The 25,336-nt window shown below is 67.1% G+C and carries 23 protein-coding genes; 5 read left to right on the top strand and 18 right to left on the bottom strand.

The window, feature by feature from the left end; all coding sequences use genetic code 11:
* The first annotated feature begins 20 nt into the window (after positions 1-20).
* Positions 21-1,859, top strand: coding sequence for a dihydroxy-acid dehydratase (ilvD, locus tag ABE571_RS02955; protein WP_313209533.1), 1,839 nt, complete (start codon positions 21-23; stop codon positions 1,857-1,859).
* A gap of 164 nt (positions 1,860-2,023) precedes the next feature.
* Here ilvD and dinG read toward each other — a convergent pair whose 3' ends face one another.
* From dinG to aroE, 3 genes are all read right to left on the bottom strand, one after another.
* Positions 2,024-4,126, bottom strand: coding sequence for an ATP-dependent DNA helicase DinG (gene dinG, locus ABE571_RS02950; RefSeq protein WP_346493153.1), 2,103 nt, complete (start codon positions 4,124-4,126; stop codon positions 2,024-2,026).
* 141 nt (positions 4,127-4,267) lie between these two features.
* Positions 4,268-4,630: a hypothetical protein gene (locus ABE571_RS02945; protein ID WP_313219354.1), complete on the bottom strand. Its 363-nt coding sequence runs from the start codon at positions 4,628-4,630 to the stop codon at positions 4,268-4,270.
* A 10-nt stretch (positions 4,631-4,640) separates the two neighbouring features.
* On the bottom strand, positions 4,641-5,486 hold the full coding sequence (gene aroE / locus ABE571_RS02940; RefSeq protein ID WP_346481639.1) for a shikimate dehydrogenase: 846 nt from the start codon (positions 5,484-5,486) through the stop codon (positions 4,641-4,643).
* 52 nt (positions 5,487-5,538) lie between these two features.
* Here aroE and ABE571_RS02935 point away from each other — a divergent pair, with 52 nt between their 5' ends.
* Positions 5,539-6,411, top strand: coding sequence for a TolB-like protein (locus ABE571_RS02935; RefSeq protein ID WP_313209395.1), 873 nt, complete (start codon positions 5,539-5,541; stop codon positions 6,409-6,411).
* 66 nt (positions 6,412-6,477) lie between these two features.
* Here the strand turns inward: ABE571_RS02935 and ABE571_RS02930 are convergent, their stop codons facing one another.
* The 4 genes from ABE571_RS02930 to ABE571_RS02915 form a co-directional block, all read right to left on the bottom strand.
* Positions 6,478-6,747: an SHOCT domain-containing protein gene (locus ABE571_RS02930; RefSeq protein WP_284128632.1), complete on the bottom strand. Its 270-nt coding sequence runs from the start codon at positions 6,745-6,747 to the stop codon at positions 6,478-6,480.
* A gap of 33 nt (positions 6,748-6,780) precedes the next feature.
* A complete protein-coding gene (gene hemB, locus ABE571_RS02925; protein WP_313209399.1) occupies positions 6,781-7,770 on the bottom strand; it encodes a porphobilinogen synthase in 990 nt (329 codons plus the stop codon).
* Between the two features lie 39 nt (positions 7,771-7,809).
* A complete protein-coding gene (locus ABE571_RS02920) occupies positions 7,810-8,727 on the bottom strand; it encodes a bestrophin family ion channel (RefSeq protein WP_313219351.1) in 918 nt (305 codons plus the stop codon).
* 134 nt (positions 8,728-8,861) lie between these two features.
* Positions 8,862-9,110 (bottom strand): hypothetical protein, encoded by a 249-nt coding sequence (locus ABE571_RS02915; RefSeq protein ID WP_019185442.1) that lies wholly within the window; start codon positions 9,108-9,110, stop codon positions 8,862-8,864.
* Positions 9,111-9,291: 181 nt separating this feature from the next.
* Here ABE571_RS02915 and ABE571_RS02910 point away from each other — a divergent pair, with 181 nt between their 5' ends.
* Positions 9,292-9,750, top strand: coding sequence for a hypothetical protein (locus tag ABE571_RS02910; RefSeq protein WP_019185443.1), 459 nt, complete (start codon positions 9,292-9,294; stop codon positions 9,748-9,750).
* A gap of 83 nt (positions 9,751-9,833) precedes the next feature.
* Here the strand turns inward: ABE571_RS02910 and ABE571_RS02905 are convergent, their stop codons facing one another.
* The 5 genes from ABE571_RS02905 to ABE571_RS02885 form a co-directional block, all read right to left on the bottom strand.
* Entirely contained in the window at positions 9,834-11,645 is a 1,812-nt protein-coding gene (locus ABE571_RS02905; protein WP_346493152.1) for a DUF885 domain-containing protein, read from the bottom strand.
* Positions 11,646-11,754: 109 nt separating this feature from the next.
* Positions 11,755-13,017: a M12 family metallo-peptidase gene (locus ABE571_RS02900; RefSeq protein ID WP_346493151.1), complete on the bottom strand. Its 1,263-nt coding sequence runs from the start codon at positions 13,015-13,017 to the stop codon at positions 11,755-11,757.
* A 159-nt stretch (positions 13,018-13,176) separates the two neighbouring features.
* Complete coding sequence (locus ABE571_RS02895) at positions 13,177-13,677, bottom strand: cytochrome c oxidase assembly factor Coa1 family protein (RefSeq protein WP_346493150.1); 501 nt, start codon at positions 13,675-13,677, stop codon at positions 13,177-13,179.
* A 39-nt stretch (positions 13,678-13,716) separates the two neighbouring features.
* Positions 13,717-15,945, bottom strand: coding sequence for a S9 family peptidase (locus tag ABE571_RS02890; protein WP_346493149.1), 2,229 nt, complete (start codon positions 15,943-15,945; stop codon positions 13,717-13,719).
* Positions 15,946-16,115: 170 nt separating this feature from the next.
* Positions 16,116-16,805 carry a glutathione binding-like protein gene (locus tag ABE571_RS02885; RefSeq protein WP_313219347.1) on the bottom strand — a complete coding sequence of 230 codons (690 nt, stop codon included), beginning with the start codon at positions 16,803-16,805 and terminating at the stop codon, positions 16,116-16,118.
* A gap of 106 nt (positions 16,806-16,911) precedes the next feature.
* On the opposite strand from ABE571_RS02885, the gene ABE571_RS02880 reads away from it, so the two are divergent.
* Both ABE571_RS02880 and ABE571_RS02875 read left to right on the top strand, forming a co-directional pair.
* Entirely contained in the window at positions 16,912-17,547 is a 636-nt protein-coding gene (locus tag ABE571_RS02880) for a TIGR00645 family protein (protein WP_313209426.1), read from the top strand.
* 187 nt (positions 17,548-17,734) lie between these two features.
* Entirely contained in the window at positions 17,735-18,730 is a 996-nt protein-coding gene (locus ABE571_RS02875; protein WP_313209428.1) for an energy transducer TonB, read from the top strand.
* 82 nt (positions 18,731-18,812) lie between these two features.
* Here ABE571_RS02875 and ABE571_RS02870 read toward each other — a convergent pair whose 3' ends face one another.
* The 6 genes from ABE571_RS02870 to ABE571_RS02845 all read right to left on the bottom strand — a co-directional run bounded on the left by ABE571_RS02870 (position 18,813) and on the right by ABE571_RS02845 (position 25,335).
* A complete protein-coding gene (locus tag ABE571_RS02870) occupies positions 18,813-19,475 on the bottom strand; it encodes a LysE family translocator (RefSeq protein ID WP_346493148.1) in 663 nt (220 codons plus the stop codon).
* A 215-nt stretch (positions 19,476-19,690) separates the two neighbouring features.
* Positions 19,691-20,875: an ABC transporter permease gene (locus ABE571_RS02865; protein WP_121040808.1), complete on the bottom strand. Its 1,185-nt coding sequence runs from the start codon at positions 20,873-20,875 to the stop codon at positions 19,691-19,693.
* Positions 20,872-21,618: an ATP-binding cassette domain-containing protein gene (locus tag ABE571_RS02860; RefSeq protein WP_313209434.1), complete on the bottom strand. Its 747-nt coding sequence runs from the start codon at positions 21,616-21,618 to the stop codon at positions 20,872-20,874. The genes ABE571_RS02865 and ABE571_RS02860 overlap by 4 nt, the downstream gene beginning before the upstream one ends.
* A 34-nt stretch (positions 21,619-21,652) precedes the next feature.
* Complete coding sequence (locus tag ABE571_RS02855) at positions 21,653-23,170, bottom strand: alpha/beta hydrolase (RefSeq protein WP_346463394.1); 1,518 nt, start codon at positions 23,168-23,170, stop codon at positions 21,653-21,655.
* A gap of 116 nt (positions 23,171-23,286) precedes the next feature.
* Complete coding sequence (locus tag ABE571_RS02850; protein ID WP_346465691.1) at positions 23,287-24,456, bottom strand: GGDEF domain-containing protein; 1,170 nt, start codon at positions 24,454-24,456, stop codon at positions 23,287-23,289.
* A gap of 129 nt (positions 24,457-24,585) precedes the next feature.
* Entirely contained in the window at positions 24,586-25,335 is a 750-nt protein-coding gene (locus ABE571_RS02845) for a ferredoxin--NADP reductase (protein ID WP_313209440.1), read from the bottom strand.
* Between the last annotated feature and the right edge of the window lies 1 nt (position 25,336).

The following is a 25,336-nucleotide window of genomic DNA, read 5'->3' as shown; positions in this document are numbered from 1 at the left end:
GCCAGATCCTGCCAGCCACCATGCCTGAATACCGCTCCCGCACCTCCACCGCCGGCCGCAACATGGCCGGCGCCCGCGCCCTGTGGCGCGCCACCGGCATGACCGATGGCGACTTCCACAAGCCGATCATCGCCATCGCCAATTCGTTCACCCAGTTCGTGCCCGGCCACGTGCACCTCAAGGACCTGGGCCAGCTCGTGGCGCGCGAGATCGAGCAGGTCGGCGGCGTGGCCAAGGAGTTCAATACGATCGCGGTGGATGACGGCATCGCGATGGGCCACGACGGCATGCTGTATTCGCTGCCCAGCCGCGAGATCATCGCCGACTCGGTGGAGTACATGGTCAACGCGCATTGCGCCGATGCGCTGGTGTGCATTTCCAACTGCGACAAGATCACCCCCGGCATGCTGATGGCCGCGCTGCGGTTGAACATCCCGGTGGTGTTCGTCTCCGGTGGGCCGATGGAAGCGGGCAAGACGCGCTTGTCCGAGCACAAGCTGGATCTGGTGGATGCGATGGTGATCGCCGCCGATGAAAGCGCCAGCGACGAGAAGGTCGCCGAGTACGAGCGCAGCGCGTGCCCGACCTGCGGCTCGTGCTCGGGCATGTTCACCGCCAACTCGATGAACTGCCTGACCGAAGCGCTGGGGCTGTCCCTGCCCGGCAACGGCTCCACGCTGGCCACCCACGCCGACCGCGAGCAGCTGTTCCGCCGCGCCGGCCGCGTGGTCGTGGAACTGTGCCACCGCTGGTACGGCGGCGAAGACGTGGGTGCATTGCCACGCGGCATCGCCACCCGCGAAGCGTTCGAGAACGCGATGACGCTGGATATCGCCATGGGCGGCTCCACCAACACCATCCTGCATCTGCTGGCCGCGGCGCAGGAAGCGGAGGTGGACTTCGACCTGCATGCCATCGACGAACTCTCGCGCCGTGTGCCGCAGCTGTGCAAGGTCGCCCCGAACACGCCGAAGTACCACATGGAGGATGTGCATCGCGCTGGCGGTGTGTTCGGCATCCTCGGCGAACTCGCGCGCGGTGGCCTGCTGCATACCGACGTGCCGACCGTGCACAGCCGCACCCTGGCCGAGGCGATCGCACGCTGGGATGTCGCGGTGAGCACCGATGAAAAGGTCCACGATTTCTTCCGTGCCGGCCCCGCCGGCATCCCGACCCAGGTCGCCTTCAGCCAGGCCACGCGCTGGCCGACGCTGGACGTGGACCGTGCCGAAGGCTGCATCCGCGCCGTCGCGCATGCCTATTCGGCCGAAGGCGGGCTGGCGGTGCTGCGCGGCAATCTGGCCGTCGATGGCTGTGTGGTGAAGACCGCCGGCGTCGACGAATCCATCCACGTGTTCGAAGGCAACGCGCGCGTGTTCGAGAGCCAGGACGCCGCCGTGGCCGGCATCCTCGCCGATGACGTGGTGGCCGGCGACGTGGTGGTGATCCGCTACGAAGGCCCGCGCGGTGGCCCGGGCATGCAGGAGATGCTGTACCCGACCAGTTATCTGAAATCCAAGGGGCTGGGCAAGCACTGCGCCCTGCTCACCGACGGCCGTTTCTCCGGCGGCACCTCGGGCCTGTCGATCGGGCATGCCTCGCCGGAAGCGGCCTCGGGCGGCACCATTGGCCTCGTCCGAAACGGCGATCGCATCCGCATCGACATCCCCGCACGGCGCATCGATCTGCTTCTGGATGACGCCACGCTGGCCGCACGCCGCGCCGAGCAGGATGCACTGGGCTGGAAGCCGCGCGAGGCGCGCCCGCGCAAGGTCACCGGCGCGCTGAAGGCCTATGCGTTGCTGGCCACCAGTGCCGACAAGGGTGCGGTGCGGGACTTGGCGAAGCTGGAAGAGTAGGTCGACGCCATGCGTGGATGCGTGCAGTTTCAGGCTGCGGCGCGTTCTCATCGGAGAGCAGCCACGCATGGCGTGGCTCTACCCCGTTCTGATCGGAGAGCAGCCACGCATGGCGTGGCTCTACCGTTGTGAACGCCACGGCCACGTGGCTGTCTGATGCATCCCTACCCGATCACCCGCTTGAACGGTGGCAGTGAATCGATGATGCGCTTGCCATAGCGGCGGGTCAGCAGCCGCGAGTCGAGGATGATCACGCGGCCGGTATCGGTGGAGGTGCGGATCAACCGGCCGGAGAACTGGGTCAGCGTGCGCAGCGCATGCGGGATCGCGATCAGGTTGAAGGCATTCAGGCCGCGGCTTTCGAACCACTCGCTCAGGGTGGAGGTCTGCGGATCGGTCGGCACCGCGAACGGCACCTGGGTGATCACCACCGTGGTGCAGGCTTCGCCGGGCAGATCGAGGCCCTCGCCGAAGGAATTGAGCCCGAACAGCACCGAGCCCTCCCCGGCCGAGGTGCGCCGCAGGTGCTCATCGATCATCTTCTGCTTGGCCGTTTCGCCCTGCACCAGCACCTGCTTGCGCTGCGCGGCCGGCATCAGCTCGGCCACCTTTTCCATTTTCCAGCGCGAGGTGAACAGCACGATGCTGCCCTTGCCCCAGTCCAGCTCCTTGACCAGGTACTTCGCGATTTCCTTGGGGTGACCTTCCTTGTCATCCGGGGTGACCGGGAATGCCGGCACGATCAGCTGCGCTTGGTTCGGCAGATCGAACGGCGAGGCCAGCGAGACCATCTCGGCCTCGGCCGGAATGCCGTTGTCGATCGCCAGCGCCTGGAAATCGCCACCGCCGGTGAGCGTGGCCGAGGTCATCACCACCGAGTCCACTTCGTCCCAGAGCAGCTTGCGCAGCACGTTCGCGGCCGAGACCGGTGAGCCATGCAGAATCAGATCGCCATCGCGCGCGAGGGTGATCCAGCGCGCGGTCGGCGGCTGGCCCTCCTTGTCCTCGCGGCGCCAGCCGGTCCACAGGTTGTGCTGCTGCTCGATCATCTCCAGCGCCATGCCGAGGTTGCGCTGCAGGCGCTCGCGCGCGGCATCCTCGGGCTTGCCTTTGGCCACCTGCGTCAGCGCGGCGTGCGCCCAGTTGAACAGCGCGCGGGTGTCGTCGGCGATGGCCTCGATCTCCGGCATCCAGATGTCCGGCAAGCGGCCATTCGGAGCGCGCCACATCGGCTCCTGCGCGGAAGGATCCGGCCGCCAGCTGCGGTCGATCACATCGCGGAAGGCCTTGAGCTGCTTGCTGACCTTGGCGGCGGCCTCGATCGCCTCGTTGGGCAGCAGGTTGCCCAGCTTGTCCTTGTCCACCGCGCGGTAGGACGCGGCGATCAGCACCTGCAGACGGCCGGTGCGCTTGGCCATTTCGTCCAGCGCGAGGCTGGCCGCGCCCTGGTCGATGGCGACGTTGCCGATGTGATGCCCTTCATCAAGCACCAGCAGCATGTCCGAGGGCGGCGCGATCAGCGGCTGGCCGTTGTCGCTCTCGCCGATCGACAGCGCCGACAACAGCAGCGCGTGATTGGTCACCACGATCTGCGCCTCGCGCACGGTGTTGCGCGAGCGCAGCACCGCGCACTGCGCCGAGTAGGCGCACTTGCGCCCGGCGCAGCCGGAGGCCGGCGTGGTGATGCGCGAGCGCAGGGTGTTGCTGATCGTTTCCGGCGCGTTGTCCAGGTCACCGTTCCAGCGGCCTTCCAGGAAGGCCTTGCTCAGCGACTGCGCCAGGTCCATCTCGATCGGCGCCAACGGCCGGTCGAACAACGGCTGTTCGTCGTCGAACATGCCTTCCTGCGCGCCATCGCCATGCGCCTCGGCCGCGTTGCGGGTGCACAGGTAGCGGGTGCGGCCCTTGGCCAGCGCCACGGTGGCTTCAATGCCGGTGGCCTTGAGGAAATTGGGGATGTCGCGCTCGACCAACTGCGACTGCAGCGCCACGGTGCCGGTGCTGATCACCAGTTTCTTCTTGGTCGCCAGTGCGATCGGCACGCCGGCGGTCAAGTAGCCCAGCGACTTGCCGACGCCGGTGGGTGCTTCGACCACGCCGACGCCGCCGCTGTGCGAGAGCGCACGCGACACCACGCCGATCATCTGGCTCTGCGAACGCCGAGTGCTGAAGCCGGGCGTATTGGCCTGCAGCTTGGCGTAGGCATCGCGGATGCCGGCCTTGAGCTCGTCGTTCAGGGCGCGGGGAGCTTCAACTTTTTCGGTCACGCCGGGGGACTGCCTGACTGGATCACGGCCCCCATTTTCTCACGACCCGGGGGCCGTGACCGGCGCCATTTTCCGCGCCGGTTCATATCCGTGACGCGGCCCACGCCAATACTGTGGGCCGCGACAGGTGGCTGCACCCGCTCAGCGTGGCGGCAGCGGCGCAGTGGGGGGAACGGCGCGGCCGCGCAGCGCGCGGGTCATCGCCCAGACCAGCAGCACCAGCGCGAGCGCCTCGAACAGATTGAGCGCGAAGTGGCCGGCACCGAGCAGCTTGGACATCAGCTGCAGATTCTCGTAGTTGCCCTGCTGCACCATCCACATCGGCACCAGGTTCAGCACCAGGCCGGCCAGGGTGGTCAGCGCCATCACGCCCAGCGCAGCCAAGGCCACGCTGCGGATCGCGCCGCGCGGGGTATCCACCACCCAGACCACCGCGATCGCCAGCGCGATCAGTACCGGCAGGCGCACGCCCACCATGGTCAGCATCGAGATCAGCAGATCCATGTCCACCGGCTCAGTCCTCGCCGGCCAGCGGGGCCAGTTGGGTCCGCAGCTCGGTGTAGACCGCATCGGTCTGCGGGCGCACGGCGTGCCACTGCAGGAAGCTCTCCGCCGCCTGTTCGACCAGCATGCCCAAGCCATCAACGATGTTGCGGCAGCTGGCCGAGCGCGCCCACGCAGTGAAGGCAATCGCGGCCTCGCCGTAGTTGAGGTCGACCGCGGTGGTCATGCTGTTGACCAGCGACAGCGGCAGCTTGAACTCCGCGGCGCGGTCGCGGCCGGCCGAGGTGGCGTTGATGATCAGCTCGAAATCGCCCAGCTCGCGGATGTCTTCCCAGTAGCGGGTGATGGCGCGACCCGGCTCACCCATCGCATCGATCAGCGCGTCGGCGCGCTCGGGGGTGCGGTTGACCACCACCAGCTCCAGGATGCCGGCATCCAGCAGGGCCGGGGCCACGCTGCGGGCCGAGCCACCGGCGCCGATCAACAGGGTGCGGCGGCCACGCAGGTCCAGGCCGTGACGGTCGGTGAGATCCCGGACCAGGCCGATACCATCGGTGGTATCGCCATGCCAGCGATCGCCCTTGCGCAGCAGCGTGTTGACCGCACCGGCGCGGCGCGCGCGCGAGGTCAGCGTGGTGCACAGCGCGAAGGCGGCTTCCTTGTGCGGCGCGGTGATGTTGGCGCCCACGCCCCCCTCGGCGGCAAAGGCGTCCAGGGCCGCCAGGAACTCGCCCGGCGATGCCTCGATCGCACGGTAGTCCAGCGCCAGGCCTTCCTGCCGGCCGAACGTGGCATGGATGTGCGGCGACTGCGAATGCGCGATGGGCTGGCCGAATACGGCGTAACGGTCGGTCATGGGTTTCCTGCTCCGGGCCTAGAATGGAACGCAAACCCCAACGGACGCGATGATGCGCATTCCATTGTCTCTGCTCGCGCTGAGCGCCAGTTTACTCTGCACACCCGCCGCGATGGCGCTTTCCGAATTCGGCATCGAGGGCATGGGCGTGGTCTCGACCAAGGCCAACGAGGCGCAGGCCACGATCGCAGCGGATGGCCAGCGCATCGTCTGGGCCAGCGACCGACCCGGCGGAAAGGGGGGCTGGGACCTGTGGCAGGCGGTGCTGCGCGAGGGGCGCTGGCAGGACCCTGCCCCGCTCGCGCTCAACAGCGCCAATGACGAGCGCGACCCGTACTTCAGCCACGATGGCCGCTGGCTGTACTTCGCCTCCAACCGCAGCGGCGGAAAAGGCGGCTTCGATCTGTACCGTGCCCCGGTGACCGCCGACGGCACCATCGAGGCCGTGCAGGCCCTGCCGGCGCTCAACACGCGCGACGACGAACGGGCGCCCGCGCTGCGTCCGGATGGGCGCACGCTGCTGTTCTCACGCAACGGCAGGCAGACCCAGGGCGGCTTCGATCTGTATCTGGCGCCCGTGCAGGGCGAGGGATTCGGTACCGCGCAGGCCCTGCCGGCCCCGCTCAACACGGCCGCCGACGAACTTGGGGCGGCGTGGCTGGACAATGACGGCGCACTGGCGTTCACCCGCGCGAGCGACGGGCATTCGCAGGTCCTGCTGGCGAGCTGCGATCACCGCCAGGCGGCGGTGCCGCTGATGCTGTCCTTCAATACCGCCGACGGCCAGACCGGTGCGCCGGTGGTGGACGCGTCGAAGCCGTCGGAGATGGTCCTGGCTGGCATGGCACGCGCACCGCGTGCCGGCGGGCTGGATCTGTACCGGATCAAGGCGCCGTCAGCGCCGCAGGGTCCGGGCTGCGGTTGATGTTGCGGGGCCGAAGGGCAGCGACGCTTGGCGTCGCTCTACCCGTGGAGGCGGCGCCGCCCAGGGTCAATGGCCCTGCAGCAGCTCCGCGCGCAGCTGCTCGTACTGCGCTTCGCTGATCTCGCCGTGATCCTTGCGCTGGTTCAACGCGGCCAGCTGTGCCTGCAAGGCGGGCGACAGCTGCGCCTCACGGGCGATGCGGGCCGCGGCGGAGGGTTGCTCCGGTGCCTGCCGCGCGGCGCGGCGCACGCCACGGATCACCAGCCCGATCACCACGGCGAAGGCCAGCACACCGGCCGTCCAGGTCACCCACTGTAGCCATCCCATCGTCTGCATCATCGTCGTCCTGTATCGGGTGGGCGCGTATTGTCAGCGCTCACGCAGCCAACGCGCCACCTGCGGGGCGAAATAGGTCAACACGCCATCGGCGCCGGCGCGCTTGAAGCCGATCAACGACTCCATCACGCACGCCCGCTCGTCCAGCCAGCCATTGGCGAAGGCCGCCTTCATCATCGCGTACTCGCCACTGACCTGATAGGCGAAGGTCGGCACGCCGAACTGCTGCTTCACCCGGCGCACCAGGTCCAGGTAGGGCATGCCCGGCTTGACCATCACCATGTCCGCCCCTTCTTCCAGATCCAGCGCGATCTCACGCATGGCCTCGTCGCCGTTGGCCGGGTCCATCTGGTAGGTCTTCTTGTCCGCCTTGCCGAGGCCGGTGGAGCTGCCGACCGCATCGCGGAACGGGCCGTAGAACGCCGAGGCGTACTTGGCCGAGTAGGCCATGATCCGCACATTGACGTGGCCGGCGGCATCGAGCGCACGGCGGATCGCACCGATGCGGCCGTCCATCATGTCCGAGGGCGAAATGATGTCCACGCCCGCTTCGGCATGCGACAGCGACTGCTTGACCAGCGCCTCCACGGTAATGTCGTTGAGCACATAGCCCTTGTCATCGATGATGCCGTCCTGGCCGTGCGTGGTGTACGGATCCAGCGCGACATCGGTCATCACGCCCAGCTCGGGGAAGCGCGACTTCAATGCGCGGATGGCGCGCTGTGCCAGGCCGTTCTCGTCCCATGCCGCCGCGGCATCGAGCGACTTGCCGGCCGGATCGATCACCGGGAACAGGTCGATCACCGGAATGCCCAGCTCCAGCGCTTCTTCCGCCACTTTCAGCAGCTCGTCGATGGACAGCCGCTCCACGCCCGGCATCGAGGCCACCGGCGCGCGGCCGGCCAGCTCGTGCACGAACACCGGATAGATCAGGTCGTCGGTGGTCAGCGTGTTCTCGCGCATCAGGCGGCGCGAGAACTCGTCGTGACGCATGCGGCGGGGGCGATAGTCGGGGTGTGCCATGAGGAACTCCGGAACAGAATGCAGGAAGGAGGGCAGGAACTACTGCAGCAGGTAGTGCCGCGGTTGCAGCGGCTCGGGCAGCGGCTGGACGCCCAGGCTGTCGAGCAGGTCGATCTCGATGATGCGCACCATGGCATCCAGCGGCAGGTCGTTGGATTCCAGCCCGAACGGCTCCTCCATCTCCTCGCCCAGCTGGTCCAGGCCGAAGAACGCATAGGCGAGCACGGCCGAGACCACGGGAGTGGCCCAGCCCAGCGAGCTGGCCAGGCCGAAGGGCAGCAGCACGCAGAACAGCCATGCGCAGCGGTGCAGCAGCAGCGTGTAGGCGAACGGCAGCGGCGTGGTCAGGATGCGCTCGCAACCGGCCTGGATGCTGGACAGTGCATGCAGGCGCGTTTCGAACTGGGTGTACAGGAACGGATCAAGCTGGCCGGCGCGCAGCGCCTGGGCGAGATCGGCGGCGATCATCGCCAGCAGCTGGTCGGGCGCGTTGAGGCGCTGGCCGAACCGCGCGCGATCGGCCTCGGGCACCCACGGCAGCGCCGCCAGCGCCATGTCGCGGCCACGCAGGCGGGCGGCCAACGCATGCGCGAAGCCGATGCACAGCCGGCACACGCGGTCGCGCAGCGCAGGATCGTCGACCAGCAGCGCCTGGCACAGGCGGGCCAGGCTGCGGGATTCATAGATCAGCTGGCCCCACAGCTTGCGGCCTTCCCACCAGCGCTCGAAGCAGGCGTTGTTGCGGAAGCTCAGGAAGATCGACAGCACCAGGCCCAGCAGCGTGAACGGTGCCACCGAGACGCGCTCGATGCCCGGCGGGTGCCACAGCTCGGCCAGGGCAGCCACCGCGATCGACAGCAGCAGGATCGCCACCACCTTCGGGGCCACCGCCGGAACGATGGAGCCGCGCAGGATGTAGAGCAGTTGCCAGCCGTGGGGACGAGGACGAATGATCATCGGTGCAGGGAGAGCGCCCGGACGGGCGTGGACCGCCGGCAGAGCCGGATGCGGCAGCCAGTCATTCTACGCCGATGGTACCGGGCGGCCGTGAGCTGCGACGGTCGGTCGCACCCGGGCCGCGCACGGGCCGCTCAGATGATGCCGCCACCCAGCCCCAGCCGGACGATGCCCACCACCACCACGATGCCGTTGAGCACCAGCCCGGTCCAGGCCCGGCCGCGCTTGCTGGCGTGGGTGAACAGGATGCCGATCGCGGCGATGACCGCGCCCACTGCCGCGAACGGGATCAGGAACCAGTTGCCCCAGCCCAGCAGCGGGATCAGGGCCACAATCATCCAGAGCAGCGCGACGATGCCCCACAACAGACTGATCAATCCCATGCCCGGCTCCTTGAGGTGAATGCGTGGCCCACCATAGCGGTTCCCGGCGCAGGCGCAAGCGCCGGCGAGACGCCGTTGGCGGGGGCCTCACCGGGCCGGTGCTAGGGTGCGCTGGCAGGGGTTGGGACCGATTCAGTCGCCAGCGCCGATCATCCCAGCCATCACACACAGGGGTAACGCCATGAACATCCGATGCGCTGCATTGCTGGGCCTGGCGCTGCTCAGCGCCGGCTGCGCCAGTACCTCCAAGGTCATGCTCGGCCAGGCGCGTGCGCCGGTCGATCCGGCCACGGTGCAGATCTATTCCACGCCGCCGGCCGGGTCGCAGGAAATCGCCCAGCTCGAATCGGCCAGCGCGGTGGGTTTCGGCACGCAGGGCCAGACCGATGCCGCGGTCATGCGGCTCAAGCGTGAGGCCGCCGCCCTCGGTGCCAACGGCGTGATCCTGATGGGCGTGGGCTCCAGCGGCTCGCCAGTCGGCATGTCCGTCGGTGCGGGCAGCTACGGCTCGCACGTGGGCGGTGGCGTTGGCATCGGCATCCCGACCACGCAGAAGCGCGCGGCCGGTGTGGCCATCTGGGTACCGAATCCGCCGCCGGCGCCGCGTCTGCCGACGCAGACGATCACGCCGCAGCGGTAACGAAGGCCGCGGTAGGCCACGACCGTTGGTCGTGGCTGCTGGGATAGCGCACCGACCAACGGTCGGTGCCTACCGCAAACGCGTCAGCGCTTGGCCGCGCTTTTGTACTTCGGCACGAACACGTCATTGACGGCCTTGGCCAGCTGGTCCGGCGGCAGCAGACCCTGGTCGAGCAGGAAGTTGTTGAACGCCAGCCGGTCGAAGCGATCGCCCAGCGCCAGCTCGGTCTGCATGCGCAGCTCAAGAATCCGGGTGTAGCCGTAGAAGTAGCTGCCGGCCTGGCCGGGCATGCGCACCATGTAGCGGTCCAGCTCCTGCGTGGCCATCGCCTTGGACAGGCCAACCTCATCGATCAGCACGCGCTCGGCGTTGGCCCGGTCGATCTGACCCAGGTTGAGCATCGGGTCCAGCATCGCGCGCGCGGCCCGCAGCAGGCGGAACTGCAGCGCGATGAGCTGCCCGTCCAGCGGCTCGTACGGCACCATCTCCGCCTCGGCATACAGCGCCCAGCCTTCCACGTTGACCGAGTTGAACGCGAACATCGTGCGCGCCAGCGAGATGCCGCGCTCGACCATCGCGGTGAACTGCAATTCGTGACCCGGGCGCCCTTCATGCGCGCTCAGCGTCCACGCGGCCGAGCCGAAGTTGAAATCGTCGTACTGCGCGGCCTTGTCGCCCGCGGCCGGGTTGCCCAGCGGCAGCACGAAAGTGCCCTGCTGCCCGGTGTTGCCGACCAGCGGCGCCGGCAGGAAATGCGGTGCCGGCGAGGCAGCGCTTTCCGCCGCCGAGCCCAGGCGCATCTGCATCGGGCGCTGCGGCACGTCGACGATCTTTTCCTTGCGGATGATCGGGTCGATCGCATCGATCACGCCGCGGTAGTGGAGCTCGAGCTGATCGTCGGGAATCTTGTCGCCCTTGAGCGCGCGCACCACCGCCACCGGATCGGTGGTGTCGGTGACCTTCAGGCCCTTGGCCTGCACCACCAGCGGCGCCAGCTGGCGCATCGCCGAGCGGGTCTCCATGAACTCCAGCTGGGCACGCTGCATCAGCAGCGCCGGGGCGATGTCGATGCCCACGCGCTTGAGCTGGTAGGCGTACAGCGGATCGGGCAGGCGCGCATCGGTGCGGGCCTTGGGCAGCACCTCGCGACGGGTCCAGTCACGGTACTCGCGCAGCTGGCTGGCGATGGTCTGCAGCGCCTGCTCGGCACCGCCCACCTTGTACTTGCCGAACAGCTGCTCGATGCCGGTGATGTAGGTATCCACATTGGCCAGCGACTGCTCGACTTCGATCTTCGTCGGCTGCAACAGCGTCTTGTCGCCCAGGCGCTCTTCATAGCGCTGGCGCGACAGCGTCGTCACCGGCTGCGTGCCCGGGGCAAGCCCGGCGTAGGCCTTCAGGCGGTCCAGCGCCTTGGCCCGGCGCTCGGCGGGCACCTGATCGGACAGCAGCAGGTTGAGACCGCTGAACACCGTCTGCGGGGTATCGCTCCACGGCAGCAGGTATTTCTCGTTGAGTTCGCTGCCTTCGATGTTCTGGTCGGCGGCGGCGATCATGATCGCCAGGTCCTGACGGACGTTGGGATCGCGCTCGGTGGCGAGCTTGGCCTGCAGCTCACCGCGGGCCTTGGTCATCGCCGCGCGGTAGCGGGCGCCATTGTCCGGGCCGAAGTCGGCCACCTTGTCGTCATAGCCCGGCACGCCGAAGAAGCCGGTCTCTTCCGGCTGGAACGGGCCCTGCGCATCCAGCAGGATCTGCGCCAGCTGGTTGCTGCGGGTGACCCATGCGGGCGAAGCGGCGGGCTTGGCGGCAGCCGGGGCGGCCAACGCCGGCGGGGCCGACAGCGCGGCGGGAACGGACAGGGCCAACGCAACAGCAAGGACAAGCGGCTTCATGCAGGAACTCCAGGGCAGGATGCCTGCGACCCTACGCACTTGGCGGGTCGGGGGCAATTGGCCGGAGGTCATGGCTTGATTGTTAACCTCCCGGCCCGGGTCAGTCTGCTCACGGGTCTGGATAGAATGCAGCTATTGTGGCTCGTGTCTCATTCAACACGCGGACGTTGTCATGCAGACGCGCCGTTCCAGCCGGCAATCCGTTGTGGCTCACCCGCGGAGATGACCAGCGGTTGACCCGTCCGCATGCACGATCACTGCAATCGTAAGCCATCACTGTCCTCCACCGGTCAAGTGTATTCAATGGTGATTGATAGCCATGCCCGTATTGGAATTTTGGAGGGCTGATGGACGCGTGTGCAGGATCATGGTCGGCGCCCAAGAGGTGGCCGATTTCATGGGCGAGGCTGTTGATCTCATTAGGAAGGCAGCGACGTTCAACCACCGCAAATGCCGTTTCCTTCGTTGCCAGAAGCCGTTGTGCTTGACCGCAGACGGATTCCGGATCTTTCGTGTCGATGATCATCAGCATCAAATCCGCCTTTTCCAGATGCCTCATCCTATGCACCAGCCAGAGCGGGCCGTTAGAGCCCAGAACAAGGTCATCCAGCGTCTGTACCACGCTGGATTCAGCGTAGCCGGGCAGCGCATTTCCAGCCCGCTGTAGTTCAACCCGAATACCGCTAGCGAGGAAGCCAGCAGTTGCGTGTTCGACCGCTCCCTCCATCATTCTGAAAACCTGCTCCCTACCGTTGGCAAGCGCACCATTTCCGTACCCAAAAGCCACGCGTATCGTCGATACCGCGGTTGATGGGGAAGCAGCCTTATCCAGGATGAGCGGGTCCGCCGGATAGGGATCACGCACCGTGGGTGCTTCATTGGGAACCCGGCGCAGATCGATGCGCACCAGTAGATCCCCAAACAGCTGATACAGCAAATGGCCACGTGAAAAACTGGACATGAGGTCGCCGTTGCCCAGCTCGGTGATTTCGACAGTGCTCGACATTCCCCCAGGCCCCCGCACGCCGATGATCGTCCCTGCCCACAGTTGCCGCGACGTGGGCGAGCGCTGGACATCATGCGTGCTGACATCCGCCACATATAGAGGAACATCTTCCGGCTCTCTGGCGATCAGGGGCGTGCGCTCGATAATGAACACGTCGTCGAACAGATCGACCTGGATCCGATCGGACGCCAGTGCCGTGCGATCTACCTTGACCCGGCGCACCCAGTCATACATTCCGCCGGCATAGTGCTTGCGCGCCTCCAGCCCGGGATCCCACCCACCAGTGGGAACCTCGATGAACGGTAGCGCCGCAAAGGTTGTCGGCGCTAGAAACAAACCACACAACACAGCCATCAAGCCACTCAAGATTCGTTCCACCGCTCCACCTCGCCCGCAGCATTGCCCAAACGGGCAGGTGCATCGAGACTAGAGACCGCGGGTACGCAGAACCCAGCGTGGCATCACGGTATCAAAGAAAACAGCAGTCATTGCGAATCCAGAAGGCAGCAACGTCAGCTTCGCCTCTCAAAGACTGAGCGACGGCGGACACTCGCCCTTGGCGCGGCACTCAGCCAACGCACAGCGCTCGGCCGCCTCGGCGTCGTCCAGCGCGGTCAGATCGATGGCCTCGTTGGCATCGGTCACTACGTACAGCATCGGGTAGTCCCAATGGTCGCCGCTGCGCTTCGCATTGAGGAACAGGCGGCCCTTCCCTTGTGGGCCGGTCACACCGATCACGAACTGGCTCTGGCCATTGGAATGCATCGATCCCGCCGGCAGGTAGCCATCACGCAACGGTTCACCGAGGGCCTCGACCAGCTCGATGTTGCAACGTGCGCGGCGCATGGCCTCCTGGTAGGGCGTGCTGGATTTGCTCCAGTACGCCCACTGCGACAGCGCGAACCACACCGCGCCCGCTGCCGCCGCCATGCCGACCACCACCGCCACTGGCATGGCCCAGCGCCAGTGACGGCGCCACCAACCGGTGCGCACGGTGGTACCAGGAAGTGCGGGCGGCAATGTCATCGGCAAACTCCTTGTCAGGCCGGTGGCAGCAACGGCGGATCAGGGCGCCAGGCAGCGCCCCAGGAAGTCCTCGGCCAGGCGGTAGCGGTGCAGCGCGTTGCTGCCCGACAGGCCGTGCTTGGCACCGGGATAGGTCATCAGTTCAAACGGCTGGCCGCGCTTCTGCAACGCGCTCATCAACACGGTGGAGTTGGTGAACAGCACGTTGTCATCGGCCATGCCGTGGATCAGCAGCAGCCGCGAGCGCAGGCCGTCGATATGCGCCAGCACGCGCGCTTCCTCGTAGCCCTTCGGGTTGTTGCCCGGCAGGTTCATGTAGCGCTCGGTGTAGTGGGTGTCGTACAGGCCCCAATCGGTCACCGGTGCACCGGCCACGCCGCAGGCGTAGCTGTCGGAGGCCTTGGCCAGCAGCATCAGGGTCATGTAGCCGCCATTGGACCAGCCCTGCACACCGATGCGCGCCGGATCAACCCAGGCCTGCTGCTTCAGCCAGGCCACGCCGCGCAGCTGGTCAGCCACTTCCACCGTGCCCTGCACGCCGTACAGCGCACCGCCGAAATCACGGCCACGGCGTGGGGTACCGCGGTTGTCCAGCGAAAACACCACGTAGCCCTGCTGGGCCAGGTACTGGTTGAACAGGTGATCGCCACGGCCGGGCCAGCTGTTGGTGACCGTCTGCGAGGCCGGGCCGCCATAGACGTACACCACGACCGGATAGCGCTTGGCCGGATCGAAACCGGTCGGCTTGATCAGGCTGTAGTTCAGTTCTGTCTTGCCGTCGGCGGCGGTCAGGGCGCCGAACTCGACCGGGCGCTGCGCATCGAGATAGCGTGCGTACGGATGCGCCGGGTCTTCAAGATTGTTCTCGACCAGGGTGGCGATCTTCTCGCCGTTGGCACGGTGCAGCGCGATCTGCGGCGGCGTGGTGGTGTTGGACCAGCTGTCCACGTAGACGCTGGCGTTGCGCGCGAAGCTGGCGGTGTGCATGCCCGGGGCCTGGGAGAGGCGCTGCGGCACCCCACCCTGCAGCGACACGGCGTACAGCTGGCTTTCGCGCGGGCTGTCCATGCCGGCGCGGAAGTAGACCTTGCCAGCATCTTCGTCCACGGCCAGCAGTTCGTCCACCGGCCAGTTACCGGCGGTCAGTGCGGTGACGGTCTTGCCGTCATCGGAGATGCGGTACAGGTGCTCGAAGCCACTACGCTCGGACGACCACACAAAGCCGCCCTGCTTGAGGAAGCGCAGGCTGTTGTGCAGCGGTACCCAGGTCGGCGAGGTTTCGGTCACCAGCGTGCGCTGCTGGCCGCTGGCCAGTTCGGTCTGGATCAGTTCGAGCGTCTTCTGGTCGCGCGACTGGCGCTGGAAGGTCAGGTGCTTCGGATCGCGCCAATCGACGCGGGCCAGGTAGATATCGGGGTTGCGGCCCAGGTCGATCCAGCGCGGCGTGGCGTTGCGGCGCGGCGCGATCACCGCCAGTTTGACGGTGACGTTGTGGTCGCCAGCCGCCGGGTAGCGCTGCTCGATCATCTCGGTGCGGTCGGCATACATCTCGTAGCGCTTCTGCACCGGCACCGGCGATTCATCGATGCGGGCGAAGGCGATCGCCGAGTCATCCGGCGCCCACCAGTAACCGGTGTGGCGGTCCATTTCCTCATCGGCGACGAACTCCGCTACGCCATTGCCGATGGTGTCGCTGCCATCGTCGGTGAGCTGGATCTGCTGGCCACTGGCCAGATCGATCACCCACAGGTTGCGGGCACGCACGAAGCTGACGAAGCCGCCCTTCGGCGACAGCTTGGCATCGGTAGCGAAGCCTTCCCCATGGGTGAGCTGGCGCACCGCGGCCTTGCCCTGCTTGCTCAGGTCGTACAGGTACAGCTCGCCGCCGAGCGGGAACAGCAACGTGCGTGCATCCGGCGACCACTGGTAATCGACGATGCCGGTCATCGCGGCGATGCGCTGGCGCTCGCGGCGGGCCTTCTCGGCGTCGCTCAGGGTTTCCGTGCCGGGCAGCACCACCTTGGAATCCACCAGCAGATGGGTCTGGCCGCTGGCGAGGTCGTACGCCCACAGGTCCAGTTGGTTGCGGTCGGCGTCCTTGCCGCGCAGGAAGCTGACCTGCGAGCCGTCCGGGGCCACCTTGGGTTTCATCAGGGTCGGGCCGGACAACGGCAGCGGGCCGGTGATGGCATCCAGGGTCAGTTTTTCAGCGTGGGCGATCGAGGTCGAGGCGAGCATCAGGGCGAGCGAAGCAAACAGGTGGCGCATGGAGGGTTCCGGCAGCGTCTGGGCAGTCCCCGGCCAGGAAAACGGCACGGGGAACGCTTCATCCTAACCAAAACCGTTCCGGTCGTGCCGGGAATGGCGGGCGTCCGGGCGCGCCCACCGCTGCGGGGAGCCGGCCAGCGGCCGGCACGACCGGGCAAGCGACCACCGCGTCAGCGCTGGCCGAACAGGTGCTTGCGCTCTTCTTCGCTGAGCGGCTTGCCGGCCTGCGGGTTCACCTTCTCGCGCAGGGCGTAGGCCCGCTGGGTGGCCGGGCGCGCAGCGATCGCGTCATGCCAGCGCTTGAGGTTCGGGAAGGCGCTGAAATCGACCGGAAGCGTGTCGTAGGCCCCGATCCACGGGTAGCTGGCCATGTCGGCGATGCTGTAGTCATCGCCGCCGAGGTAGGCACTCTGCGCCAGGCGCTTGTCCATCACGCCGTGCAGGCGGCGCACTTCGTTGTTGTAGCGCTCGATCGCATAGGGAATCTTTTCGGGCGCGTAGACGTTGAAATGGCCCATCTGACCGCTCATCGGGCCAAGGCCGGCCATCTGCCAGAACAGCCATTCCAGCACCGCCACCCGGCCGCGGCTGTCGGCCGGCAGGAAGCGGCCGGTCTTTTCGGCCAGGTACAGCAGGATGGCGCCGGACTCGAACACGCTCTGCGCCGCGCCGCCGTCGGTGGGCTGGTGGTCGACCAGCGCCGGCATCTTGTTGTTGGGTGAGATCGCCAGGAAGTCGGGCGTGAACTGGTCCCCGGCGCCGATGTTCACCGGCTGGATCCGGTACGGCAGGCCGGTCTCCTCCAGCATCAGCGTGACTTTGTGGCCATTCGGGGTAGGCCAGTAGTACAGGTCGATCATGGCGACGGCTCGCGGATTGGGAATACCGAGTCTAGTCCGTCATTCGGCTTGGCAGGGTCAAGCCGGACCGTTACGCTGCGCCGTCCCCGCAACGCAGCATTCCAGCATGAGCTCGACCCAGACCCCCATCAGTCCCCTGTCTTCCCTGATCTTCGCCTCGCGCTGGCTGCAGCTGCCGCTGTACCTGGGCCTGATCCTGGCGCAATGCGTCTATGTGTTCCTGTTCGGCAAGGAGTTGTGGCACCTGCTGCACGAGGCCAATGAGATGGGCGAGCAGCAGATCATGCTGCTGGTGCTGGGCCTGATCGACGTGGTGATGATCTCCAACCTGCTGGTGATGGTCATCGTGGGCGGCTACGAGACCTTCGTGTCGCGCCTGCGCCTGGAAAACCACCCCGACCAGCCGGAGTGGCTGAGCCACGTCAATGCGAGCGTGTTGAAGGTGAAGCTGGCGCTGTCGATCATCGGCATCTCCTCGATCCACCTGCTGAAGACCTTCATTGCAGCTGGCAATCTGGATGGGCTGCCATCGTGCAACAGCGACGCGTACCTGCAGGCCGTTTCGGCCGCTGTCGCAGCCGCCGGGCCCACGGCCGCCGTAGCCTTCAAGTGCTCGGCCATGACCTCCACCGGCGTGATGTGGCAGACCATCATCCATGCCGCCTTCATCCTGTCGGCGATCGGTATCGCCTACACCGACAAGCTGATGAACGGGACGCCGAGCAAGACGTTGTCTCACTGAGGCTTGCACGGCAGCGGCGGCATCGGTGAGGATGCCCCCTGCCCTGGCCGCCTGGCCCCCGGGCCGGGCGGGGTGATGCTAGATTGCACACCTGCGGGTCCGCCGTGGACGTCGGGAAACGTCCATGGCCTTCGGTCGGCCTGACCGCATCAGGCCCTACGTATCGTCGTCTTCAAAGGGGAGTTGGATGTCGCACGTCAAGACTCATGGCCCGGCGCGGCTGTTCGCGCCGATGATCCTGCTGGTGGCCCTGTCCGCCTGCTCTGGCAAGGACGAAACCGTACCGGCCGCACCTGCGGCACCGGCAGCCCCCACTGCTGCGCCGGCCGCACCGGCGGTGTCGGCCAAGGTCCAATCGTTGGGCACCGAAGAACTGCGCGAGCTGGCCGGCAAGGCGCTGCGCGAGAACCGCATGTACGCCCCGGCCGGCGACAACGCCATCGAGTATTACCTGGCGCTGCGTGACAAGACCCCGGATGATGCCTCGGTCAAGAGCGCGTTGACCGATCTGCTGCCGTACACCCTGATTGCCGCCGAGCAGAACCTGGGCCGCGAAGACTTCGCTGAGACCCAGCGCCTGGTCGCGCTGATCGAGAAAGTCGACCCGACCGCCCCGGCGTTGCCCCGCCTGAAGCAGGGCATCAGCGGCAGCATGCAGACTGCGCTCAAGCGCACCCAGGAAGAGACCGACAAGGTCAAGAAGGACGCCGAGACCCGCGCCAAGCAGCTGGTGGAACAACAGCGCCTGGCGCAGCAGCAGACCACCGAAGCCGAGGCCGCGCGCCAGATTGCTGCCCAGCAGGAAGCCGCGCGCCGTGATACGCAGGATGCCGAGCGCCAGGCCAACGCCCGTCGCGAGGCCGAACAGCGCCAGCAGCAGGCGGCCGCCCAGCAGGCTGCGGCGACCCGCCAGGCCGCCGCCGCACCAAGCCTGCGCCCGGTCAGCACGCCCGCCCCGCGCTACCCGGCCGACGCGCTGCGTTCGGGCACCTCCGGCGAAGTCCTGGTCGAACTCACCGTCGGCACCGACGGCTCGGTGACCGCCGCCCGCGTGCTGCGCGCCACCCCGGCCCGCGTGTTCGACCGCGAAGCACTCAATGCCGTCAAACGCTGGAAGTTCGAACCGGTCGGTGCACCGGTCACCACGCGCCGCACGCTTGCCTTCGCGCCGGAAGGCGGCTGATCGCGACGTAAGCTGGTATGACGAAAGGCCCGGAGTGATCCGGGCCTTTTTTCTGATTTCAGTGGCGCATGCAGCACTGCCGCTATAGGGCAGTCGAAGGTTCTTGCAACGCCAAGGTGCCGGGCAACCCAGCGCTGACGAGATCACGCCCTGCCATCCCCACGCCGAGCAGGGCAATCAGCATCAGCAAGACGCCTGAGACGCGCAGCATCCCCCGGTGCACGTTTGGTTTCACCAACCGCCGGACCAACAGGCAGACCGTCATCAGGGTGGCGAAGTCCAGCACGATCCACAGTACGGTCAGCAGCCCCAGGCTCACCGTTGGCTGAGGCGTGATCTCGAGGAACTGCGGAAAGAACGATGCGAAGAAGATGATGTCTTTAGGGTTCGAGATCGACATCACGAAGCCCTTTGTGAAACTCCCGTGCGTCGCCACCGGCGTGGCCGCCGCCCTTCCGGCATCGTGCAGCATCTTGTAGCCGAGATAGCCGATGTAAAGGGCGCCGCCGCCTTTGAGCAAGGTAAACACCGTCTCATTGATAGACAGCAGCCCTTGGACGACCAGCATCGACAGCACGATCAGTACGAGGGAGCCAGCGTTGGTGCCGGCAATCGCCCGAAGCGCCAGCTTCGGTCCACCGACGATGCCGGTGCCTGCCACGAACACCGCAACAGGGCCTGGCATGGCGATCATCACGACCACGCTGAAAACGTACAACACGACAAGATTGGCATCGATATGCATGGGCGGGCTCGCTCTCCGTCTCCGAAAGCTCGTCACCCATCAATCTAGCCGGACAGCATCGCGGTAAGCGCAGATCGCCTGCGAGTGCAGCCTCTACCAGTGATCCCATGTGTCGTATCCAACACGGACCGCGCCTCACCGGTCAAGCGCTGAGGCGCGCTGTCGTCATGCGAATCCACCCCTGAAGAAGGGCCCCTTTCGGAGCCCTTCTTGGATCAACCCGAAATCGCCAACCGCTCCTGATGGTAGCGGCGCACCGCGGCATACCAGAACAGCGCCGCCAGCCCGAAGCCCGCACCGAGGTAGACCGCCCACATCTGTGGGCTGATCGCTTCGTGGCGGATGATCTTGAGCAGCATCTGGTTCTGTGCCAGGAACGGCACCGCGAACTGCCACAGCTCACTCTTGATCGGGTACACCATCAGCGCATACCCCGGCAGCATCGGCAGCAGCATCAGCCAGGTCATGTGGCTCTGGGCTTCTTTCATGCTTTTGGCGGCGGCCGAGAGGAAGGTCAGCAGCGACGTACCGATGAACAGCATCGGCAGCATGATCAGCAGCATCTGCAGCATCGGCAGGAAACCCATGTTGAGCTGCCGGCCTACCCCGCCCGAGGAAAGCTGCGCGCTGATCTTGAAGGCCGCCAGGGTCAGCAACAGCGATGCCACACCGACAGCGCAGGCTGCGGCGATCTTGCCGCTGACGATCGCACTGCGCGGTGCGGGGGTGGCGAGCAGCGGCTCCAGCGATTGCCGCTCACGCTCGCCGGCCGTGGTGTCCATCACCAGGTAGGCGCCGCCCAGGAACGAGGTGATGGTCAGCAGGATCGGCAAAAGCACTGACAGCATCATGCCGCGCTTGGCTTCGGCGGTGGCCAGATCCTGTGCGGCGACGTCCAGCGGTCGCGCCACCTGTGCATCGATACCGCGCGCCAGCAGGCGCAGCGCACCGACCTGCTGGCTGTAGCCGCCCAGTGCCGCCTCCAGGCGACTGCTGGGAATATCGGCGGCGCGGCGGGTGCTGTCCTTGATGATCTCGACCAGCGCCGGGCGGCCGTCGGCCCAGTCCTTGCCGAAGTCCGGGCTGATGCGCAGCGCCACATCAATGCGCTGGCTGCGGATCGCCTCGGTGAGGTCTTTCGGTGCCTCGGTCGCATTCAGACCCTGCGATGCCAGGAAACGCACCAGATTGGGGGCATGCTCGCCGCCGATCATCGGGATTTCCAGCGGCTGCTCGATCTGCGTCTTGACCCGGCTTTCGGCCAGTTTGCTCATGCCCAGGATCAGTACCGGGTACAACAGCGGCCCCAGCAGCAGCGTCAGCGCGAGCGTGCGGCGGTCACGGGAGAGATCGCGCAGTTCCTTGCGCATCACGGTCAACAGCGTGGCGAACGAACTCATGCGTGCAATCCTTCTTCGGTACCGATTGCCTTGACGAAGGCATCTTCCAGGTTGCTTTCCCCGGTCTGTGCGCGCAGCTCATCGGCACTGCCGGCGGCCATCACCGTGCCCTGCGCGATGATCACCACGTGGTCACACAGCGCGGCCACCTCCTGCATGATGTGGCTCGAGAAAATCACGCAGCGACCTTCGTCACGCAGCCCGCGCAGGAACCCGCGCAGCGCGCGCGTGGTCATCACGTCCAGCCCGTTGGTGGGCTCATCCAGGATCACGTTGCGCGGGTCGTGCACCAGGGCGCGGGCGATCGCGGTCTTGGTGCGCTGGCCCTGCGAGAAGCCTTCGGTCTGGCGGTCGAGGATGTCCTCCATCTCCAGCGCCGTGCACAACACCTTGGTGCGCTCGCGGATCCGCGCGGCACTCATGCCGTGCAGCTGGCCGAAGTAGGCGATGTTCTCGCGCGCGGTCAGGCGCTTGTACACCCCGCGCGCGTCAGGCAGGACCGCCAGCTGGCGACGCACCGCGACCGGGTCCACCGCCGCGTCGATGCCATCCACCAGCACGCGGCCCTGGTCGGGCTTCATCAGCGTGTACAGCATGCGCATGGTGGTGGTCTTGCCGGCACCGTTCGGCCCGAGCAGGCCGGTGATGCGGCCGTCTTCGGCCTGGAAGCCGACGTTCTGGACGGCCTGGATCAGGCCGGTCTTGGTCTTGAACGCTTTATGCAGGTTCTCGGCGACGATCATGCGCGCACCTCCCCGGTGCGGTGGGAGGAACGGTTCATGGGGCCCATCCGTTGAACGAGGTGAAGGCGGGCACCGGGCTGAGGGTATCCAGGCAGGTGGCGTCGAGGGATTTGGCATCCGCCGTGTCGATGAACTGGCCGAGGATGCGCGGCATGCAGCCGGCGTTGATCGTGCCGTGGCCCTGCCCCTTGGCGAGCAGGTGACGCCCGTTGGGCAGCTGCTTGAGCACCTGCTCGGCGTAGCGCGGCGGCGTGACCGGATCGAACTGGCCCGACAGCAGCAGCACCGGCAGCGTCGAGGCGAACGGCGCGGTGAAATCCTTCGGTCGCGAACCGGCGTTCCAGGCCGGGCAGGCGGCGAAGAACATGCGCGCCACTTCCGGGCCGAGCACACGGTCGCCCTGGGCGCCTTCCTGGTAGCGATCGGCATCTTCGGCGCACAGCACCGACCACTGCATGCCACGGTTCATCTGCACCCCGAGCGTGCGGCTGGCCATCTTGCTCAGCGACATCAGCGGCGCATAGCGACCCTGCGCGGCCTCATCAAGCATCACCGGCAGCAGCGAGGACAGCTCGGGCATGTACGAGAACATGAAGGCCAGTCCGGTCACCGAATCGGCGGTCAGCACATCACGCTCGGCCTGGCCGGTGCCGGGATTGCGGTACTCGACCTCGACCGGCGCCCTGGCCAGCGTGGCCATGACGTTGCGCAGCTGGGTGCGGGTGTCCACCGGGAAGCGCTTGGCGCAGATCGGATCCTGGCGGCACTGCGCCGACTGCAGGGTGATCGCATCTTCGAAGGTGTTGGCGAAGTCGCCACCGACCACCAGGTCGTTCGGCACCACGCCATCGATCACGACGGTGCGGGTGTGCTGCGGATAGTGCGCGGCGTACTGCTGTGCCACGCGCGTGCCGTAGGAGCCACCGATCACGTTGATCTTGTCCACGCCCAGTGCCTTGCGCACCGTATCGAGGTCGCCGATGGCTTCGGTGGTCGTGTAGAAGCGGGTATCGGCGCGACCGGTCAGCGACTGCGCGCAGCGGCGGGCATAGTCTTCGATCAGGCGCGCGCTCGGCGCCGCGTTCTCATCCAGCGGCAGCTCCTTGCCCTGCGCATCCAGGCAGGTGAGCGGATTGGATTTGCCGGTGCCGCGTTGATCGATCAGGAAAATGTCGCGCTGCTTGCGCACATCGCGAAGTGCCATGTTCACCGGTGCGGCGACCTCGGTCGCGGCCTGGCCGGGGCCACCGGCGAGGAAGAAGACCGGGTCGGCCTTGCCAGCGCCGTCATTGCCGGCCTCCAGCCAGGCGATGTTCAACCCGATCCGGCGGCCGTCGGGTTCGGCCGGATTTTCCGGCACCTGCAGCGTGGCGCACTGTGCCTCCACGTTCGCGCTGGCCTGCGCGCTGGTCAGGGTGCAGGGCTGGAACGCGAGCGTGCCGAAAAGGCGTTGAGCGGCGGCGGCGCCGGATGCATCTTCCGGTACCGGCGCACAGCCGGCACACAGGGCGGCGACCAGCGCACCGGCCAGCCTCAGGTGGTGTGTAGACATCTTCCGTACTTCCCCTTGTTGAAGGTCATGCCACCACGACGCGCGGGCGTGGCCGATGTGACCCAACTTACACGGCTGGCCCCGTGCCGGGGAAGGCGGCGGCGTCGCCGCGCACCTCACTGCACCGTCAAGGCCGCCGCGCTGATGGTGCGGTCGCGGCCCTCGGCCTTGGCCCGGTACAACGCGGCATCGGCTGCACCGAGCAGGCGCGCCATGTCGCCTGTGCCCTGATCGATCGCCAGGCCGATGCTCGCCGTCACCGGCACCGGCATGCCGTCCAGCCGCGCGGACGACTCACGCAGCGCCTGGCGCAGGCGATCGGCGCACTGCCGCGCCTGGGCCTGATCGGCCCCCGGCAGCAACAGGACGAACTCCTCCCCGCCATAGCGGCCCAGCAGGTGCTCGCGATCGGCGACGCAGCTGCTCAGCACGTCGGCGACATGCCGCAGTACCGCATCGCCGGCCAGATGTCCCCAGCGGTCATTGATCTGCTTGAAGTGATCCACGTCCAGCAGCAGCAACGCCAGTGGCCGGCCGGGGCGGCGGTTGAGCTCCAGCAGGCTGGCACCGTCGGCCAGCACCGCCCCGCGGTTGAGCAGGCCGGTCAGCACGTCGGTGCGTGCCAGTCGCTGCAGGTCCACCAGCATGCGTTCCACCAGCAGCAGCACCAGCGCGAAGCACCGCGCCAGCTCCAGGATCAGCCCGACCAGATACGTGGCAAAGACCGGTGCACCCGCGCGCAGGAGGTCGTCACCCGCATCCGGGGCCACCGGCAGGAACAGGCGGGCCAGGTACAGCAGCGTCTGCGCGGCGAACACCGCCGCCGCCAGCCGGCAGCTGGTGCGCTGCGCCGGCGGTGCGTGGCGCAGCAGCAGCCAGGTCATCCAGCCGTTGAGCAGTACCGCGAACACGCTGAACACGTGCAGCCGGATGACCAGGCTGGGATGGACCACCAGGAAGAATGCGATCGCGCCAAGATAGGTGGCCGTCAATGCCACCGGCTGCCACGCCGGCAGTCGGCGGCCAAGATGGCGCGCCACGCCGTACAGCATCAGCACGCCGGACAGCGCGACCGCGACGTTGCCCGACAGGATTCCGGCAACCTGCGGCAGGTACGGCCGCAGCGCGACCAGGGTCAGGCTGACCGACAGCATCCACAGGCTGGCCGTCCACAGCCGCAGCGCCGGCTGCCGACGCAGCACCAGCAGCAGCAACGAAAAACCCATGGCGATGCCCAGGCACAGCAGGAAGCCGAGCACGGCAATGGTGGGGAAATGCAGGGGCATCGAGTCAGCCAGGCGGAAGCGGCGCGCGGCGCATCTTACCGCTCGCCACGACGCTCCGCTGCCCGGTCCGGGACCGGGCAGCGGCACCTGGCTGCCGCGCACCGGCCAGCGGCGCGCCGGGAAGCGGGGTTACTTGCTGCTGACGTACTTCTCGCGCCGCACCTGCGGTGTGGGCAGGCCGGCCTCTTTCAGCGCCTCGAAGGTCGCATCGACCATGTCCGGGTTGCCGCACAGGTAGGCGATGTCGGTGGCCGGGTTCGGGGCGAACTCAGCCAGATGCTGCTGCACGTAGCCGTGGCGCACGTCCGGATGCGGGTTCTCCGGCAGCTCGCGGGACAGGCACGGCACATAGCGGAAGCCCGGGTGGGCGGCCGCGAAGGCATAGAAGTCGTCGCTGTAGAGCAGCTCGGCGGGGGTGCGCGCGCCCTGCAGCAGGACCACCTCCACTCCACGCTCGGCCATGGCGGTGGCCAGCAGCGGCAGCATCGACCGGTACGGGGTGACCCCGGTGCCGGTGGCGATCAGCAGGTAGCGGGCGTTGTGGTCGCCCGGCTGCAGGCAGAACCGGCCGAACGGGCCGCTGGCGCTGACGTGGCCGCCGATGTCCAGGCCCTCGAACAGGGCCGTGGCGGCGCCGCCGGGGACGAAGCTGACCGCGATATCGACCGCTTCGCCCGCGCCAAGGGCGTGGTTGTGAATGGTGGCCAGCGAGTAACTGCGCTTGGTGGCGGTGCCGTCGGCGTACTCGAAATGGACCTGGATGAACTGGCCGGGCTGGAAATCCAGCGGCTGGCCGTCATCACGCAGGAACTGGTAGTGGCCGACGGTCGGGGCGAGCATGCGCCGGTCGACCAGTTTGAGGGGGAATTGAACAGGCACG

The sequence above is a fragment of the Stenotrophomonas sp. TWI273 genome (assembly GCF_039674765.1).
GTDB lineage: Bacteria > Pseudomonadota > Gammaproteobacteria > Xanthomonadales > Xanthomonadaceae > Stenotrophomonas.
Note: the sequence above shows the minus strand (reverse complement) of the source record. Positions and strands in the feature narration are given on the sequence as shown.